This window comes from Bradyrhizobium sp. 17 (assembly GCF_023073515.1).
GTDB lineage: Bacteria > Pseudomonadota > Alphaproteobacteria > Rhizobiales > Xanthobacteraceae > Bradyrhizobium > Bradyrhizobium canariense_D.
Genome location: NZ_JADPJQ010000040.1, coordinates 47,345 through 65,156, shown reverse-complemented (window position 1 = coordinate 65,156; position 17,812 = coordinate 47,345). Strand labels below are relative to the sequence as shown.

The window sequence follows — 17,812 nt, the reverse complement described above, 5'->3', positions numbered from 1 at the left end:
ACTATGTCGCCAAGTTCGACCGTCCCGGTCTGATCGCGGCGCTGAAGGAACAGACCGCGGGCGCCGCCGGTGCCTCCGAGCTGAGCCGCGCAGCCGCCTAAACCCCAGCGGGATGGATCAGGAGATACGCACATGACCAAGAAGACCCAGTCCGGCGAAGGCGCCATGGTCGAATACGTCACCGCGATGATCGGCGGCCAGCTGTTCGGCCTGCCGATCTCCCGCGTCCAGGACGTGTTCATGCCCGAGCGCGTCACCCGCGTGCCGCTGTCCTCGCGCGAGATTGCGGGCGTGCTGAACCTGCGCGGCCGCATCGTCACCGTGGTCGACATGCGCGCCCGGCTCGGCCTGCCCAAGCCCGAGGACGGCAAGATCCCGATGGCGGTCGGCGTCGATCTGCGCGGTGAATCCTACGGCCTCCTGATCGACCAGATCGGCGAAGTGCTGCGGCTCGCCGAGGACGGCATGGAAGAAAACCCCGTCAATCTCGACCCCCGCATGGCCAAGCTCGCCGGCGGTGTCCACCGTCTCGACGGCCAGCTCATGGTCGTCCTCGACGTCGATCGCGTCCTCGAACTCAAAACCGAAGTGCAAATGGCTGCGTGAGCCCCAAAAACATCGAAGCCGGAGAACCCAAATGAAGACGTGCTTGGTGGTCGATGATTCCAGCGTCGTGCGCAAGATCGCACGCCGGATCCTGGAAGGCCTGCAATTCGAAGTCACGGAGGCCGAGGACGGCTCCAAGGCGCTCGAGGTCTGTCAGCGCAAGCTGCCCGACGCGGTGCTGCTGGACTGGAACATGCCGGTGATGGACGGCTTCGAGTTCATGGGCCACATGCGCCGCCTGCCGGGCGGCGACCAGCCCAAGGTTGTATTCTGCACCACCGAAAATAACGTGGCTCATATCGCTCAGGCGCTCAGCGGCGGCGCCAACGAGTACATCATGAAGCCCTTCGATAAAGACATCATCGCCGACAAATTCGCAGAAGTCGGCTTGATTCCGGTCGGACAAGCCATGGTCTGAGTGTCTGGCGGAGTGTTCCAGCCAGAGTGTTCCCAGTACAGCTTCCGAGAGGCCTATCCGTGACCCCGACCGAGTATGATTATCTGCGTAAGTTCCTGAGGGATCATTCCGGGCTCGATCTGTCCGCAGACAAGCAATATCTGATTGAAAGCCGGCTGTTGCCGCTGGCGCGCAAGGCCGGGATCTCCGGCATCGGCGAGCTCGTGCAGAAGCTGCAAGGCGCTGGCTCGGGCGCGCTCGTCACCAGCGTGGTCGAGGCGATGACCACCAACGAGACCTTCTTCTTTCGCGACAAGGTCCCGTTCGATCATTTCCGCGACACCATCATGCCGGAGATCATCAAGGCCCGCGCCGGCCGCCGCAGCGTCCGCATCTGGTGCGCCGCCGGCTCCACGGGGCAGGAGCCCTATTCGCTCGCGATGAGCCTAAAGGAGATGGGTGCGGCCCTAACTGGCTGGCGCGTCGAGATCATCGCGACCGACCTGTCGCAGGAGGTGCTCGAGAAGGCCAAGGCCGGCATCTACAGCCAGTTCGAAGTGCAGCGCGGACTGCCGATCCAGATGCTGATGAAATATTTCAAGCAGATCGGCGAGACCTGGCAGATCAATCCCGAGCTGCGGGCGATGATCCAGCACCGGCAGCTCAATCTGCTGCACGATTTCGCTCAGCTCGGCACCTTCGACGTCATCTTCTGCCGCAACGTGCTGATCTATTTCGATCAGGACACCAAGATCAACATCTTCAACCGGCTGGCTCGCCAGATCGAGGGAGACGGCTTCCTGGTGCTGGGCGCGGCCGAAACGGTGGTCGGACTGACCGACACGTTCAGGCCGATTCCGGAGAAGCGCGGTCTCTACAAGCCGAACGACCCGCGCGCGGCGGCCGCCAAGCCGGTTCTTGCCGGCGCAGCGCCGCGCCTAGCGGTCATGGCGGGACGATAGGCATGGCCGAGGATGGCAAAGGCGCGGAACGCGTGACGTTCAGTCGCGGCTATGATGTCTGCATCATGGCCATCGACGGCACTTGGCGCCGCGACTGCAAGCTCAACGCGATCTCCGACACCGACGCCATCCTGACGGTGGAAGGCTCGATTCAGGGCCTGAACCTCAAAGAGTTCTTCCTGCTGCTGTCGTCCACCGGCCTTGCCTACCGCCGCTGCGAATTGGTGCGCGTCAACGGCGTCGAAATGGACATTCAATTCCTGCGGGGCAAGAACCGGAAGAAGCGGGCCGTCGGTGGCCGTGACGAGGCGGCGTGATCTTCACGTGCGTCGCGTCGCCGTTTTCCGCGACGTTGGTTCGCATTTGCTGAAACATCCGACTGAATTTGCCGTCGCGGCTTTACGTCGCCTAAGCGCGAACGGTGTATCCATTGCCGGTCTCAATCTCAGGATACGGCAATGCCCAGAAGCTCTTTCTCCTCTCTCCCGTCAAACCTGCCCGACGCCGCCGAGCGGCGCGCGCTTCAGCTTCTGGTGGTCGATGACGACGGCACACAGCGCAGCCTGATCACGATCGCGGCCAAGCAGGCCGGCCACGAGGTCACCGTGGCGCCGTCCGTGGCCGAAGCGATCGAGAAACTCCGCACCGCGCGCTTCGACTGCGTGACACTCGATCTCGTGCTAGAGGATGGCGACGGCATGGACGTGCTGGGCGAGATGGCCAAGGCGAAATTTGGCGGCGCCGTGATCGTCGTCAGCGGCATGGACGGCAAGCGCCGCAGCGCCGCCCGCAGCTTCGCCCGTTCCGTCGGGATCGAGCTCCAGAGCCTGCCCAAGCCGCTGGATCTGGCCGCGTTGCGCATCAGCCTCGCCAATCTCGGCAAGACCGCGATGGGCCTGCCGGCGATCCACACCTGGGGCGGTGTCGCCACCGACGCGATCGTGGAGCGGCACCGCGCCTGATCCGCGGCCGGCCATGCGATGAAAGAATGCGGTCGCCGCGTCGCAGCGATCGCGATCTACAGCGTACCGCTGGCCTCCGACAGGCATTCCAGGGCGTGGCCAAGGCCCGCCCGGCAGGCGTCGAGCGCGGCGATCGCCCTGGCATACCGGGGTGTGACATCGTCGAGCACGAAGACGTCGGCGGAACTTTCCGGATCGCTCCCGTGTTCTTGAGCCATGGCTGTGGCGGTCCGGCGCATGCTGCTCTCGATCTGCGAGATCAGCACGCGAAGGTCGGCCGCAATCAGCTCACGGCTCTCGACTTCGGGCATTGCCACGAAAGGCGGTAGCGGCCAAAATTAGCATGGATATTCTCCGTCCTCTGCAATTAGGCGCCTCGCCGCTACTTGTGCGTCAAGTTCATGTCCCGTACAAATACGGTGGGCCGAATCCGCGCCGAACGCCATAACGGTTGGGGCGGACGCGAGTCCTTCATGCCAACCGGATGTGTGGCACATGGCCGAACAAAGCTCTCGCGGTGAAATCTTCGTGGTCGACGACGACGCTGCCGTTCGCGACACCTTGTCGATGGTGTTGAAGGCGGCGGGCTATGAGGTGATCTGTTTTGCGGACGGCGCAGCATTGCTCTCCGTCGCGCGAAGCCGCACACCTGCAGCGGTCCTGCTCGACGTGCACATTCCCGGCAAGTCCGGGCTCGATATTCTCAATGAGCTGCACGGCGAGGACTATCCGGCACCGATCTTCATGATCTCCGGACAGGGCGATATCGCGATGGCGGTCGGGGCCATCAAGAGCGGCGCGCTCGACTTCATCGAGAAGCCGTTCCGCGGCAGCGAGATCGTCGGCCGGCTCGACGAGGCGATCGACGCCTATGCCCGCAGGCAGTCGGAGAACGCAGCGCCGAAGTTCGGCTCGCTGCATTTCCCCGGGCGCGAGCCGTTGACGCGCAGGGAGCGCGAGGTGCTTGAGCAGTTCGCCGCCGGCGCTTCCAACAAGGAGGCCGGCCGCACGCTCGGCATCAGCCCGCGCACCATCGAGGACCATCGCGCCAACATCATGAAGAAGCTCGGTGCGCGCAATGCCGCCGATCTGATCCGGATCGTGATGACCGCGGCGCAGCGCGCGTCGTAAATTCCGTGGGCGACATTTCGTAGCCCGGATGAGCGAAGCGACTTCCGGGACCTGGCTCGTGGTGTTCCCGGGTATCGCTTCGCTCACCCGGGCTGCGGGCTCTCACCCGACGCGCCATCAACTGTTCAACGCCTTGCGGATGGCCCGCGCCAGATCCGATTTGCGATAGGGCTTCGCTAGCAGCAGAACGCCCGAATCCAGCCGGCCGTGATGGATGATCGCGTTCTCGGTATAGCCGGACGTGTAGAGCACCCGGAGATCGGGACGCGTTCTCTGCAGTTCGTCGGCGAGCTGCCTTCCGTTCATCTTGCCGGGCATGATGACGTCGGTGAACAGGAGGTCGAACGGTTTTCCGGCGGCGACGATTGCGAGCGCCTCCGCGGCGTTCGCAGCCTGCAAGGTGACGTAGCCGAGCGAATGCAGCTGTGCCAGCACGTAGTCGCGCACCAGCCGGTCGTCCTCGACCACAAGGATCGTCTCGTGTCCGCCCTCGATGGTCGCCGGCGTCACGCCCTCGCCGACCGCCGTCGGCGTCTTGCCGGGCGGCAGGTACATCTTGATCGTGGTGCCGTGGCCTTCCTCGCTGTAGATCTTGATATGGCCCGCCGACTGCTTGATGAAGCCGTAGACCATCGAAAGCCCGAGTCCGGTGCCCTTGCCCGGTCCCTTCGAGGTGAAGAAGGGGTCGAACACCCTGGCCAGCATGTTGGCGGGAATTCCGCTGCCGGTGTCGCTCACGGCGATCAGCACGTAGTGTCCCGGCGGGACGTCGTTGACGCTGGCATAGACCTCGTCGAGATAGGCCGCGCCCGTCTCCACGATCAGCTTGCCGCCGCCCGGCATGGCATCGCGGGCATTGAGCGCGAGGTTGAGGATCGCGGTGGTGAGCTGGCTGGGATCGACGATCGCGACGCAGTTCTCGTCCTCGAACACCGATTCGATATGGATCTGCTCGCCCAGCGTCGGCCGCAATAATTTCGCCGTGTCGATGATCAGCGCGTTGACGTCGATCTCGCGCGGCTGGAGCGGCTGCTTGCGCGCAAACGCCAGCAGGTGCTGCGTCAGCTCGGCGCCACGCCCGGCGGCCTCGTCGATCATCTTCGTGATCGCCGCGAGCTCCGGCTCGTTGGCCACCGCGTCGGCCAGGATCTCGATCGTTCCGGTGATGACGGTGAGAATGTTGTTGAAGTCGTGCGCCACGCCGCCGGTGAGCTGGCCGACCGCCTCCATTTTCTCGGCCTGGCGGATGCGCTCGTCGGCCGCGATCTTGTCGGTCAGGTCGCGGTAGAACGAATTGAAGAGAACGCCTTCGCGTCGCTGGAGCGCCGTGACGCTGAGCTCGGCCCTGAACTCCTTACCGTCGCGTCGCCGCACCAAAAGTTCGCGCCGTGGATTAGCCAGCGATTGTTGCTCGGATTCGAGAAAGAGCTTCAGTCTGGCCCTGACGCTTTCGCGCTCACTGGGGGCGACGAAAAGCTCAATCGCATTCTTGCCGATCGCCTCCTCACGGGTCCATCCGAAGAGCTTCTCGGCCTGCGAGTTCCAACTCAGGATGGCCCCGGTGTGGTCCGTCTGGGTGAAAGCATCGAGCGAGGTCTCGACGATGTTGCGCGCAAGCTGTTCGCTCTCCCGCAAGGACTCCTGTGCAAGCCTCGCTTCTGTCATGTCGCGCCCGACAAAGAAGTAGCGCTGGGCGTGGTCGGACCAGCTGCCGAGCCAGGACAGCCAGACCTCACGACCGTCCTTGTGGAAGCAGCGGGTGTCCGCGAGCTTCAGCCGCTCGCCGCGCCTGAGCGCGCGCATCTCGTCGCGCGACTGGTCGAGATGGCCGGAATGAATGAAATCGGCGCCGCTGCGGCCGATCATCTCCTCCGGCCGGTAGCCGAGAATGGCCTCGCTGCTCGGACTGATCTGCGCGATGTGGCCGCGCGCGTCCATCACCATGATCAGATCCTGGGAGGTCTCGAAGATCTGTCGCCGTTCCTCGAGCTGCTGCTGCAGCGCCCGCTCGGCCCGTCGCGCCTCGGTCAGGCTGCGCGCGGTGCCGGAGGCGCCCACGATCTCGCCCGATGGGCCCCTGATCGGCGACAGGCTGAGTGAGATTTCGACCGGCGTGCCATCCTTGCGCAGGCGCACCGTCTCGAACCGTTCCATCGGTTCACCTCCGGCGATCCGCCGCAAATAGTCCTTGCCTTGCTCGCGTCGGTCGGGTGGGACGATGATCGAGGTGGATTTCCCGATCGCCTCATTCGCCGAATAGCCGTAGAGGCGCTCGGCGGCGGCATTCCAGCCGGTGATGATGGCGTCGAGCGATTGCATCACGATCGCTTCGTCGGAGGATTCGACGGCGGCGCTGAACAAGCGCTCGCGCGCTTCATGATGGCTTCGCGCGGCCTCGGTGCGGCGATGCTCCTCGATCTCGCGTTCAAGCGCGGTCGTCTTCGCTCTCGTTTCTTCGACCATTTGCGCGAATGCCCGCGCCAGCACGCCTGTCTCTCCGCTCGCATCGACGGGAATCTCGGCGCGCCGTCCGCTGCCGATCGCTTCCACCGCCGCGGTCAGACGCCCGATCGGCCGCGTCAATGAGCGCGCCAGCAGTACCGCAAGCAAAGCTGCGGCAAGGACAGCAAGCAGGCCGACCAGTGAGGAGGCTTTTTGAATGGCCGCCGGAACGCTACTGAACACGGATGGTGGGGCCGTCTCGATGACTGCCAACCACTCCTTGCCGGCCAGCAGTGCCGGTGCGAGCGCCGCTCCACTCGGCCGGCCCGCTTGGTCGCTCGTAAGCTGCGTGGATCCTTGCGGCAGGCCGGCCCGGGCTGCAAAGAAAGGAAAGTCCCGGCGCCAATCGTTGGCGTTGCCAAGCAATGCACCGAATTCCCGCGCACGATCAGGGTGGACAAGATAGTCGCCACGCGAATTCACGACATAGATTTCTCCTCCTGCGCTCGTGGTCGAGCGGACGCGGTCGAGCGCAGGACGCATGTCGATATTGGCGATGACGATGCCGAACGGCTTGCTATCAGGCGTGAACAGCGGAGTCGCGACGCGCAACGTCGGAATGTGAGGGTCCGTGGTTCCTCCCTGCCGCGTGGCGAGATCGACGGGCGAAACATAGATGTCGCCCGGCGCCAATCGAATCGTCTCCTGGAAGTAGGTTCGGTCGCTCTTGCGTTCCAGTTCGCCGTCGGGGACGATCCGTGCTGTTCCGTTCGGGCCGGCGCGATCGACGCGGACCAACTCGCGCTGGTCGTCGTCAAGGCCGATGATTCGAAATTGCCCGTAGCTCGGTTTCGCGTCGATCTCGGCTGCGAGCCGGGCTGCGATGCGCTCGCGCCAGGTTTGCTCGGAAACGCCGTCGACATCGTCGAGGCCTCCACCGATGTGGGCACGGATCAGGCCGTTGATGGCCGCGGCGGAGCGATAACCGAGCAGATCGCCGCGCGCGCCGGCAACGTAGGATTCAAGATGGGTGGCCAGCAGGCTCGACTGGGCTTCAATCCGTTCCAGGACCCGCGGAATGACGGCCTGGGTGATATTGCGATAGCCGAGCCAGCCGACTGCGGCCACGGTGACCGCCACCAGCAGGATCATCGCGATGGCGAGCCGCGTAGCGAGTGTCATGGGGAAATCTGCACCGCTTCCTGAATGGCCGTGCCCGCGCTCGGTTGGAACAGAATGAAGGTTCTTGTCATCGGCGGCCGGTGCTGACATCCGGATTCCTCACCGATGCCGTCCGCGCCGCGTCCAGGCAGCCAGCGACCGCGGCGAGCAGCGCGTCGGCCCGGAACGGCTTCTGCAAGCTCGCCACCGCGCCGAGCTTGGTCGCCATCTTGAGGAAGTCCGGCTCCGCATGGGCGTCCGGCGTGAACGAACGGCCGGAAATGACGACGATCGGAATCGCCGGCTGCAGCGCCCGGATGTGGCGCATCGTCTCCAGGCCGTCCATGCCGGGCATGAAGATGTCGAGAAAGAGAAGGTCGAACTGGCCGGCCTCGAACAGCGCAAGTCCCTTGCGGCCGTCTCCGGCGACGGTGATTTGATGACCGGCCCTCTCCAGGAGCAGCCGAATCGTCATCTGCACGGCCGGATCGTCATCCACGATCAGGATGTTGGCCACGTCTGGTATCCTCCCGGGCCGGATGGGGTGTCCCAGCGACCGCAAATCAAACCATCAACTCTGAAATTGTTGCGCGGATTGCATCTGGCCTGCAAGCACTTCGCCATCGATCCCAAGATTGCTCGCAAAAGGCGAACTCGGTTGCGTCAATTTATGCACGGTGACGTGCACAAGCGCTCGCGACAACCGCGCGCCATATGCCTAGTCGGTCAAATATTCCGGATAGTGGCTTCGGATCGTGTCGAGCTCGCTCAACGTGCCCGACAGGTGCTTGCGCAGATGCTGTTGCGCAGCATCGGCGTCGCCGGCCTCGATCGCGCGCGTGATCAGCTTGTGGTGGCGGACGATGTTCTGGGCCTTGCCGGGTGAGGGCAGATGCATCCGGCGCAGCCGGTCGATATGTCCGCTACGGCTGCGCACCAGCGTCCAGAGTTCCTGCTTGCCGGCCGCGGCATAAAGCTGCGCGTGAAAATCATTGTCGCCAGCGATGAAGCTCTCGAAGTCTCCGGCCTTGGCGAATTGCTGCTGGAGCGCGATCGTGTGGTCGAGGCGTATGACCAGGGCTTCGCCGTGCTGCTGCGCGAGCAGCCGGACGATTTCGAGCTCCAGCGCCTGGCGCAGGAAATGGGCCTGCTCGGCCCGACCGACGTCGACGCGGCTGACGACGGTGGCGTGCTGCGGAAACACGTCGACCAGCCCTTCTTCCTCGAGCCGCATCAAGGCGTCGCGGATCGGCGTCGAGCTGACGCCGAATTGTGCGGCGAGATCCGTGCGCGACAGCGGCGAGCCCGGCGGCAATTCGAGCGCGAGAATGGCATTGCGCAGCCGCTCGAATACTTGCGGTGCGGCCTGCCGGGCCCGGTCGAGCCGCGCGCCGGGGCGGGGGGCTACGCGGGGCGCGGGTTCGGCTGGTTCCATGCGAAGCGCTCCGGCCAGCTTGCCTTTGATACACTAATGCATTAGTGCATTAGCAAGATCGCTCGTCAATGGCGGCCGGAGGAAACGAACAACAATGATCAAGCAATTTCAGTGTGGCCTCACGGCCGTCGCCCTGATCGCCGCAGCGGCGCTGACGGCTTCGCCAGCAAAGGCGCAGCAGAAGTCCGAGATCTCGCTGTCTCGCCAGCCCGGCATTTTCTACATGCCGAGCCACATCATGGAAAAGCAGAAGCTGATCGAGAAGCACGCCGCTCAGCTCGGGGTGGCCGGCGTCACCACCAAATGGGTCACCTTCTCCGGCGGCGGTGCGCAGACCGATGCGCTGCTCGCGGGCGGGGTCGACATCCTCAACACCGGCACCGGCAATCTGCTGCTGCTGTGGGACCGCACCCGCGGCGGCGTCAAGGGCATCGTCGCGACCTCGGCGCAGCCGATGACGCTGATCAGCCGCGACGCCAACATCAAGTCGATCAAGGATTTCGGCCCCAACGACAAGATCGCCGTGCCGACCGTAAAAGTCTCGACCCAGGCCATCGTGCTCCAGATCGCCGCCGCCGAAGCCTTTGGTCCCGACCAATGGTCGAAGCTGGACGTCAACACGGTGCAGCTCGGTCATCCCGACGCCTATGCGGCGCTGTCCAACGCCAAGCACGAGGTGCACACCCATTTTTCGATTCCGCCGTTCACCTTCCTCGAGCTGAAGAACGTGCCGGGCGCGCATGTCGTGCTGTCGTCGCCTGACGTGATGGGCGGCCCGCTCAGCCAGGCGCAGTTCTTCACCACCACGAAGTTCGCTGATGCCAACCCGAAAATCATCCAGGCCGTGCGCGATGCGACCAAGGAAGCTCAGGATCTGATCCGCAGCGACACCAGACAGGCGGTCGAGATCTACAAGGAGATCACCGGCGACAAGACCTCGGTGGAAGAGCTGCTCGATCTCCTCCAGGAGCCCGGCATGATGGAGTGGAATCTCGAACCGCAGGGCACGATGAAATTCGCCGCCCATCTGTTCAAGACCGGCACGCTGAAGACTCAGCCCAAGGCCTGGACTGATTATTATCTGCCCGTCGCCCACGATCTGAAGGGCAACTGATGGCGCTGCTCGACGTCAGCTCCGTGACGCTGCGCTACAAGACCTCCAGCGCCGTCGTCACGGCGACCGAACGGGTCAGCTTCACAGTCGACAGGTCCGACCGCTTCGTGCTGCTCGGGCCGTCCGGCTGCGGCAAGTCGACCCTGCTCAAGGCCGTCGGCGGCTACATGGCGCCGAGCGAAGGCCGCATGACCATCAACGACCGCGAGATTCGCGGTCCCGGCGCCGATCGCATGATGATCTTCCAAGAGTTCGACCAGCTGCTGCCTTGGAAAAGCGTGCTGGCCAACGTGATGTTTCCGCTGCTGACCGCGCGAAAATTGTCGCGCAAGGATGCCGATGCGCGGGCGCGGGCCTATATCGAGAAAGTGGGCCTCACCCGCGTGGTCGACGCTTATCCGCACACGCTCTCCGGCGGCATGAAGCAGCGCGTCGCGATCGCGCGCGGCATGGCAATGGAGCCCGACATCCTACTGATGGACGAGCCGTTCGCCGCGCTCGACGCGCTGACGCGGCGAACCTGCCAGGACGAGCTGCTCCAGCTCTGGAGCGAGACCAAATTCACCGTGCTGTTCGTGACCCACTCGATCGCGGAAGCGATCCGCATCGGCAACCGCATCCTGCTGTTGTCGCCGCATCCCGGCCGCGTCAAGGCCGAGGTGGTCGACGTCGACAAGGTCTCCAATGACGATGGCAGTGCCGGCCGGCTGGAGAAGGAGATTCACGATCTCCTGTTCGCCTCCGAAGCAACGGCGCATTGAGGGAGCCTCTCATGGGCGAAGCGAGAATAATGCTGCGTGACGCGCCGGTCGTCGGCAGCGCAGCCGAGGTCGAGCGCAAGCTGAGCGTGCCCGAGCTGTTGTGGAACGACGGCTTTGTCCGCAAGACCGTCATCATCCTGTTCCTCGCGGCGGTCTGGGAGGCCTACGGCCTCGCCCTCGACAATCCCCTGCTGTTTCCGACGCTGCACGACACGATCCTCACGCTCTACGATCGCGTCAAGGACGGCACGATTCCCATGCGGGCCTGGGCTTCGCTAAAAGTGCTGTTCATGGGCTATTCAGCCGGCATCGCGCTCGCCGCGATCTTCACCGTGCTCGCGATCTCCACCCGCATCGGCACCGATTTCCTTGAGACGGTCACGGCGATGTTCAATCCGCTGCCGGCGATCGCGCTGTTGCCGCTCGCTTTGATCTGGTTCGGTCTCGGCAACGGCAGTCTGGTGTTTGTGCTGATCCATTCGGTGCTGTGGCCGGTCGCGCTCAACACCCATTCGGGCTTCAAGAGCGTGTCCAACACGCTGCGCATGGTCGGCCGCAATTACGGCCTTCGGGGATTGCCGTACGTGGCGAAAATCCTCATCCCCGCCGCGTTCGGCTCGATCCTGACCGGCCTCAAGATCGGCTGGGCCTTTGCCTGGCGCACGCTGATCGCGGCCGAGCTGGTGTTCGGCGTGTCGTCGGGGCAGGGCGGGCTCGGCTGGTTCATCTTCGAAAACCGCAACCTGCTCGACATACCTGCGGTCTTCGCCGGCCTCTTGACGGTGATCATCATCGGGCTTTTTGTCGAAAACCTGATCTTCCGCGCCATCGAGCGGAACACCGTGCAGAAATGGGGCACCCAATCATGACCAAGAAGAAACTAACGCCCGACCAGCTCCGCAGCGCGCGCTGGTTCGCACCCGACGATCTCCGCTCGTTCGGCCATCGCTCCCGCACCATGCAGATGGGCTACGCGCCGGAGGAGTGGAAGGACCGCCCGATCATCGCGATCCTCAACACCTGGTCGGACGCGCAGCCCTGCCACATGCACTTCAAGTCGCGCGTTGACGACGTCAAGCGCGGCATCCTGATGGCCGGCGGCCTGCCGCTGGAGCTGCCGGCACTGTCGCTGTCGGAATCGCTGCTCAAGCCGACCACCATGCTCTATCGCAATCTGCTGGCGATGGACGCCGAGGAGCTGTTGCGCAGCCATCCCGTCGACGGCGTGGTGCTGATGGGCGGCTGCGACAAGACCACGCCGGCGCTGCTGCTGGGTGCGACCTCGATGAACATCCCGGCGATCTATCTGCCGGCAGGTCCGATGCTGCGCGGCAATTGGAAGGGCAAGACGCTCGGCTCGGGCTCGGACGGCTGGAAATACTGGGACGAGCGGCGCGCCGGAAAAATCTCCGACAAGGACTGGCTCGACATCGAGGCCGGCATTGCGCGCAGCTACGGCACCTGCATGACCATGGGCACGGCTTCCACCATGACCGCGATTGCAGAGGCGATCGGCATGACGCTGCCGGGCGCGTCCTCGATTCCCGCCGCTGATGCCAACCATATCCGCATGGCCTCGGAATGCGGGCGCCGTATCGTCGAGATGGTCTGGGAAGATCTGACGCCGAAGACAATCCAGACCCGCAAGGCGTTCGAGAACGCGATTGCAGTGGCGATGGCGATGGGCTGTTCGACCAACGCCATCATCCATCTGATCGCGCAGGCCCGCCGCGCCGGTCTCGACATCGGCCTCGACGATTTCGAGATTGCGAGCCGCAAGGTGCCCGTCATCGCCAATGTGCGGCCGAGCGGCGATGCCTATCTGATGGAGGACTTCTTCTATGCCGGCGGCCTGCCGGCGCTGATGGGGCAGATCAAGCCGCATCTGCATCTCGACTGCATCACCGTCACCGGCCTGACGCTGGGCGAGAATATCGCGCATGCCGAGGTCCACAATGACGATGTGATCCGCTCGATCGACAATCCCATCTACAAGGAAGGCGCCCTCGCGGTGCTCAAGGGCAATCTCGCACCCGACGGCTGCGTCATCAAGCCGTCGGCCTGCGCGCCGCGCTTCCTCAAGCACACCGGGCCGGCGCTGGTGTTCGACGACTACCCTTCGATGAAGAAGGCGGTCGACGATCCCGATCTCGACGTCACCGAAGACCACATCCTCATCCTTCGCAACGCCGGGCCGCAGGGCGGGCCGGGCATGCCGGAATGGGGCATGCTGCCGATCCCGACAAAACTCGTGAAGCAGGGCGTGCGCGACATGGTGCGAATCTCGGATGCGCGCATGAGCGGCACCAGCTACGGCGCCTGCATTCTGCACGTCGCCCCCGAATCCTATGTCGGCGGACCGCTCGCGCTGGTGCGGAACGGCGACCGCATCACGCTCGACGTCGCCACCCGCACCATCAATCTCGACGTGTCGGAAGCCGAGCTCGACAAGCGTCGCGCCGCCTGGAAGCAGCCCGAGCGCCGCTTCGAGCGCGGCTATGGCTGGATGTTCACCAAGCACATCAAGCAGGCCAATGACGGCTGCGACTTCGACTTCCTCGAGACCGATTTCGGCGCGCCGATCGGCGAGCCCTCGATTTACTAGAGAGCGTGACATGACCAAACTTGCCGAGGCCACCCGCAACAAGCTCAAATCCGTCTCCACCGCCACCGTCGCAACCGCGTTGTTCAAGCGGGGCCTGCGCATCCAGATGATCCAGGATGTGCACCCGCTCAGTGCCGACCAGCCGACCATGGTCGGTGAAGCCTTCACGCTGCGTTATATGCCGGCGCGCGAGGATCTCAACACCATCGAGGTTTTCAAGGACCGCTCCCATCCGCAGCGCAAGGCAGTCGAGGATTGCCCGGCGGGCCACGTGCTGGTGATGGACAGCCGCAAGGACGCGCGCGCCGCGTCCGCCGGTGCAATCCTGGTCACGCGCTTGATGAAGCGCGGCGTCGCCGGGGTCGTCACCGATGGCGGTTTTCGCGACTCGGCCGAGATCGCCAAGCTCGGTATCCCCGCCTACCACCACCGCCCAAGCGCGCCGACCAATCTGACGCTGCATCACGCCATCGAGATCAACGTGCCGATCGGCTGCGGGGATGCGCCGGTGTTTCCCGGCGACGTCATTCTCGGCGACAGGGACGGCGTGATCGTGATCCCTGCGCATCTCGCTGAGGAGATCGCCAACGAGACCTTCGAGATGACCGCGTTCGAGGACTTCGTCACCGAGGAAGTCAACAAGGGCCGCGGCATTTTCGGTCTCTATCCGGCAACGGACCCACAGACGCTGACCGACTTCGCCGCATGGCGGAAGGCGAACGGAAGGTAAAGGCCGCGCGCCGACACCAAGCATATCAAGAAACAGGCCGGCCGCAGCAAGCGCCGGCCTTAAATCACCCAGGGAGGACTCCATGAATTTCACGCGACGCAACCTCTTGGCCGGCGCCGGCGCTGCGGCCACCTCCGCGCTCCTCGCCCACGCCGCCGGTGCCCAGTCGTTTCCGTTCGCGCCGAACCAGCGCTACCCCGATCCCGCCGTTCAAATCCTCGATCCCAGTTTTGGAAAGTACCGGCTCTATTCCTCGACGCTCGAGCAGGTCGCAACCGGCATGCGCTGGGCGGAAGGCCCCGCCTATTTTCCCGAAGGCGGCTATCTGCTGTTCTCGGACATTCCCAACAACCGGATCATGAAGTTCGACGAGAAGACCGGGCAGACCAGCGTGTTCCGCGCCAACGCGAACTACGCCAACGGCAACGCGCGCGACCGCCAGGGTCGCCTCGTCAGCTGCGAGCACTCGGTGACCCGCCGCATCACCCGCACCGAGAAGGACGGCAAGATCACCGTGCTGGCCGAGAAGTTCGAGGGCAAGCGGCTGAACGCGCCGAACGACATCGTGGTGAAGTCCGACGACAGCATCTGGTTCACCGACCCGCTGTTCGGCATCAACGGCGAGTGGGAGGGCAAGAAGGAAAAGGCCGAGCAAGCCACCACCAACGTCTACCGCATCGCTAAGGACGGCAAGCTCAGCGCTATGCTGACCGACCTCGTCAATCCGAACGGCCTCGCCTTTTCGCCTGACGAGAAGAAGCTCTACGTGGTCGAGTGGAAAGGTACGCCCAACCGCAGCATCTGGAGCTATAGTGTCGGTGACGACGGTTCGCTCAGCGGCAAGACCAAGCTGATCGACGCGGCTGACCAGGCCTCGCTCGACGGTTTTCGCGTCGACCGCGACGGCAATCTCTGGTGCGGCTGGGGCTCCAACGGTGCGCTGCAATCCGAGCCGACCGACATCGCCGGCCGCAAGGTTTATCAGCTCAAGGCCAAGTCGGAGGATCTCGACGGCGTGATGGTGTTCAACGCAGAGGGCAAGCCGCTCGCCTTCATCAAGCTGCCCGAACGCTGCGCCAATCTCTGCTTCGGCGGGCCGAAGAACAATCGCCTGTATATGGCAAGCAGCCACTCGGTGTATGCGCTGTATGTGGAGGCGCATGGGGCCGTGTGAGGCTTCGCCTCTCTCGAGGCCGTAGCCCGGATGGAGCGCAGCGCAATCCGGGGCTGTGATGTCGTCTGCACTAATCCCGGATTTCGCTGCGCTCCATCCGGGCTACGAAGTCACGCCTCCGCCATCCCCGCCGCCCACAGCGCGAACGCATAGACGATCGCGACTTCATCGAGCCGGTTGAAGCGTCCCGATGCGCCGCCGTGGCCGGCGCCCATGTTGGTGCGGAGCAGGACCGGGCCGCCGCCGCTCATGGTCGCGCGCAGGCGCGCGATCCATTTGGCGGGCTCCCAATAGGTGACGCGCGGATCGGTCAACCCGCCCATCGCCAGGATCGCGGGATAGTCTTTCGCCGCGACATTGTCGTAGGGCGAATAGGACAGGATGGTGCGGAAATCCTTCTCGCTCTCGATCGGGTTGCCCCATTCCGGCCATTCCGGCGGCGTCAGCGGCAGCGTGTCGTCGAGCATCGTGTTGAGCACGTCGACGAACGGCACTTCGGCGACGACGCCGGCGAACAATTCGCCGGCGCGGTTCGCCACCGCGCCCATCAGCATGCCGCCGGCCGAACCGCCGTGGCCGACAATGCGCTTTGCACTGGTGTACTTCGCATCGATCAGCGCGCGTGCGCTGGCGGCAAAATCGTCGAACGAATTGGTCTTCTTCTCGCGCTTGCCGTCGAGGTACCAGCCCCAGCCCTTGTCGGCGCCGCCGCGGATATGGGCGATGGCATAGACGAAGCCACGGTCGACCAGCGACAGGCGGTTGGCGCTGAACGAAGCCGGCATCGCCATGCCGTAGGAGCCGTAGCCGTAGAGCAGCAGCGGCGCCGCGCCGTCGAGCGTGAGTCCGCGGCGATGGAGGATCGAGACCGGCACCTCGGCGCCGTCATGCGCTTTCGCCATGATGCGGGTGGTGACGTAGTCGCTCGCATTGTGGCCGGACGGGATCTCCTGCCGCTTGCGAAGGGTGCGCGTGCGCTTGACCATGTCGTAATCGTAGACTTCCGACGGCGTCGTCATCGACGAATAGGCGAAGCGCAAATTGGTCGTCTCGAATTCGTAGGAGCCCATCGTATCCAGCGAATAGGCCGCTTCGTCGAACGCGATCGCGTGCTCCTCGTTCGAGGCGAGGTCGCGGATCACGATGGACGGCAGCGCGTTGGCGCGCTCCAGCCGCACCATGTGGCCGGCATAGAGATCGAGGTCGATGATGTAGATGCCCGGGCGATACGGGATCAGATCGCGCCAGTTCTTGCGCTCGGGTGAGGCGAGCGGCGCGGTGACGATCTTGAAGTCGATGGCATGGTCGGCGTTGGTTAGGATGAAGAGTTCGTCGCCACGGTCGGCCAGCGAATATTGCACGCCTTCCTTGCGTGCCGCGACCAGGCGCGGCGGTGCGTCGGGGTGGGCGAGGTCGATCAGCCGCTGCTCGGAGGTCTCGTGGTCGCCGCCCGCGATCACGCAGAAGCGGCCACTGGTGCTCTCTTGCAGATGGGTGAACCAGCCGGAATCCTGCTCCTCGTAGACCAGCGTGTCGTCGGCTTGCCCAGTGCCGAGCTTATGCCGCCACACCTGCATCGGGCGGTGGTTGTCGTCGAGCTTCACGTAGAAGAACGACGTCGCATCCTTGCTCCAGACCACGCCGCCGTCGGTCTCCTCGACGACGTCGTCGAGGTCCTTGCCGGTCGCCCAGTCGCGCACGCGGATGGAGAAATACTCCGAGCCCTTGGTGTCGGCGCTCCAGGCCTGCAGCCTGTGGTCGTTCGAGTGCCGGCTGCCGCCGAACTTGAAGTATTCATGGTCCTTGGCGAGCGCATCGCCGTCGAGCACGATGTGGCCCTCGCCGCCGTCGCGCGGCATACGGCCGAACAGCTCGTGCTGACCGCCCTCGCGGAATTTGCGGAAATAGGCGAAAGGACCATCCGGCGACGGCACGCTGGAATCGTCCTCCTTGATCCGCCCCCGCATCTCGCGCACCAGCGTTTTCTGGAGCGCCGCGGTATGGCCGAGCAGGCTCTCGGTGTAGCCATTTTCTGCGTCGAGATATTTGCGGATGTCGGGATCGAGCACCGCGGGGTCGCGCAGCACCTCCTGCCATTTCTCGTCCTTCAACCAGGCATATTCATCCGTCACGGTGATCCCGTGTCGCGTGAAGGAATGCGGCCGGCGCGGCGCGAGGGGGGGCAGGGAAGGTGTTTTGGCTTGTGTCACTCGATCCTCATTCAGATGCGTGTTTCACCTTATATCGTCCCGCTTCCGTGAATTGCCAGCGTCGCTGCGGGCGTCGTCGCCGGGTTGTTGACGGGCCGCTTGTATGCTTTAGGGGCCGGGTC

Annotated in this window: 17 protein-coding genes; 12 read left to right on the top strand and 5 right to left on the bottom strand. The window is 64.3% G+C overall.

Features of this window, described 5'->3' with window-relative positions:
- Positions 1 to 132: 132 nt before the first annotated feature.
- The 5 genes from IVB13_RS07890 (at position 133) to IVB13_RS07870 (ending at position 2,927) form a co-directional block, all read left to right on the top strand.
- Positions 133 to 606: a chemotaxis protein CheW gene (locus IVB13_RS07890; protein WP_007598954.1), complete on the top strand. Its 474-nt coding sequence runs from the start codon at positions 133 to 135 to the stop codon at positions 604 to 606.
- A 31-nt stretch (positions 607 to 637) separates the two neighbouring features.
- Positions 638 to 1,024 carry a response regulator gene (locus tag IVB13_RS07885; protein WP_018456638.1) on the top strand — a complete coding sequence of 129 codons (387 nt, stop codon included), beginning with the start codon at positions 638 to 640 and terminating at the stop codon, positions 1,022 to 1,024.
- 59 nt (positions 1,025 to 1,083) lie between these two features.
- Positions 1,084 to 1,965, top strand: a complete 882-nt coding sequence (locus tag IVB13_RS07880) for a protein-glutamate O-methyltransferase CheR (RefSeq protein ID WP_018456637.1) — start codon at positions 1,084 to 1,086, stop codon at positions 1,963 to 1,965.
- Positions 1,966 to 1,967: 2 nt separating this feature from the next.
- Complete coding sequence (locus tag IVB13_RS07875; RefSeq protein ID WP_018456636.1) at positions 1,968 to 2,282, top strand: hypothetical protein; 315 nt, start codon at positions 1,968 to 1,970, stop codon at positions 2,280 to 2,282.
- Positions 2,283 to 2,423: 141 nt separating this feature from the next.
- Positions 2,424 to 2,927: a response regulator gene (locus IVB13_RS07870; RefSeq protein WP_018456635.1), complete on the top strand. Its 504-nt coding sequence runs from the start codon at positions 2,424 to 2,426 to the stop codon at positions 2,925 to 2,927.
- Between the two features lie 56 nt (positions 2,928 to 2,983).
- Here IVB13_RS07870 and IVB13_RS07865 read toward each other — a convergent pair whose 3' ends face one another.
- Complete coding sequence (locus IVB13_RS07865; RefSeq protein ID WP_018456634.1) at positions 2,984 to 3,238, bottom strand: hypothetical protein; 255 nt, start codon at positions 3,236 to 3,238, stop codon at positions 2,984 to 2,986.
- A gap of 184 nt (positions 3,239 to 3,422) precedes the next feature.
- Between IVB13_RS07865 and IVB13_RS07860 the strand changes: the two genes are divergently transcribed.
- Positions 3,423 to 4,058 carry a response regulator gene (locus IVB13_RS07860; RefSeq protein ID WP_018456633.1) on the top strand — a complete coding sequence of 212 codons (636 nt, stop codon included), beginning with the start codon at positions 3,423 to 3,425 and terminating at the stop codon, positions 4,056 to 4,058.
- A gap of 117 nt (positions 4,059 to 4,175) precedes the next feature.
- Here the strand turns inward: IVB13_RS07860 and IVB13_RS07855 are convergent, their stop codons facing one another.
- The 3 genes from IVB13_RS07855 to IVB13_RS07845 form a co-directional block, all read right to left on the bottom strand.
- A complete protein-coding gene (locus IVB13_RS07855; RefSeq protein WP_026233214.1) occupies positions 4,176 to 7,772 on the bottom strand; it encodes a PAS domain S-box protein in 3,597 nt (1,198 codons plus the stop codon).
- Positions 7,750 to 8,178, bottom strand: coding sequence for a response regulator (locus tag IVB13_RS07850; RefSeq protein WP_018456631.1), 429 nt, complete (start codon positions 8,176 to 8,178; stop codon positions 7,750 to 7,752). Before IVB13_RS07850 ends, IVB13_RS07855 begins: the two co-directional genes overlap by 23 nt.
- 201 nt (positions 8,179 to 8,379) lie before the next feature.
- Positions 8,380 to 9,096 carry a GntR family transcriptional regulator gene (locus IVB13_RS07845; protein WP_018456630.1) on the bottom strand — a complete coding sequence of 239 codons (717 nt, stop codon included), beginning with the start codon at positions 9,094 to 9,096 and terminating at the stop codon, positions 8,380 to 8,382.
- A gap of 94 nt (positions 9,097 to 9,190) precedes the next feature.
- Here IVB13_RS07845 and IVB13_RS07840 point away from each other — a divergent pair, with 94 nt between their 5' ends.
- From IVB13_RS07840 to IVB13_RS07815, 6 genes are all read left to right on the top strand, one after another.
- On the top strand, positions 9,191 to 10,210 hold the full coding sequence (locus IVB13_RS07840; RefSeq protein WP_018456629.1) for an ABC transporter substrate-binding protein: 1,020 nt from the start codon (positions 9,191 to 9,193) through the stop codon (positions 10,208 to 10,210).
- Positions 10,210 to 10,971, top strand: a complete 762-nt coding sequence (locus IVB13_RS07835; RefSeq protein ID WP_018456628.1) for an ABC transporter ATP-binding protein — start codon at positions 10,210 to 10,212, stop codon at positions 10,969 to 10,971. Before IVB13_RS07840 ends, IVB13_RS07835 begins: the two co-directional genes overlap by 1 nt.
- Before the next feature lie 11 nt (positions 10,972 to 10,982).
- Positions 10,983 to 11,840: an ABC transporter permease gene (locus IVB13_RS07830; RefSeq protein ID WP_085348860.1), complete on the top strand. Its 858-nt coding sequence runs from the start codon at positions 10,983 to 10,985 to the stop codon at positions 11,838 to 11,840.
- Positions 11,837 to 13,576 (top strand): L-arabinonate dehydratase, encoded by a 1,740-nt coding sequence (gene araD / locus IVB13_RS07825; RefSeq protein ID WP_018456626.1) that lies wholly within the window; start codon positions 11,837 to 11,839, stop codon positions 13,574 to 13,576. Before IVB13_RS07830 ends, araD begins: the two co-directional genes overlap by 4 nt.
- A 10-nt stretch (positions 13,577 to 13,586) precedes the next feature.
- The gene (locus IVB13_RS07820; RefSeq protein ID WP_018456625.1) at positions 13,587 to 14,306 is read left to right on the top strand and encodes a ribonuclease activity regulator RraA; all 720 of its coding nucleotides are present in this window, start codon (positions 13,587 to 13,589) and stop codon (positions 14,304 to 14,306) included.
- Between the two features lie 82 nt (positions 14,307 to 14,388).
- Positions 14,389 to 15,480 (top strand): SMP-30/gluconolactonase/LRE family protein, encoded by a 1,092-nt coding sequence (locus IVB13_RS07815; protein WP_018456624.1) that lies wholly within the window; start codon positions 14,389 to 14,391, stop codon positions 15,478 to 15,480.
- Between the two features lie 110 nt (positions 15,481 to 15,590).
- Here IVB13_RS07815 and IVB13_RS07810 read toward each other — a convergent pair whose 3' ends face one another.
- Positions 15,591 to 17,690 carry a S9 family peptidase gene (locus tag IVB13_RS07810; RefSeq protein WP_026233212.1) on the bottom strand — a complete coding sequence of 700 codons (2,100 nt, stop codon included), beginning with the start codon at positions 17,688 to 17,690 and terminating at the stop codon, positions 15,591 to 15,593.
- Between the last annotated feature and the right edge of the window lie 122 nt (positions 17,691 to 17,812).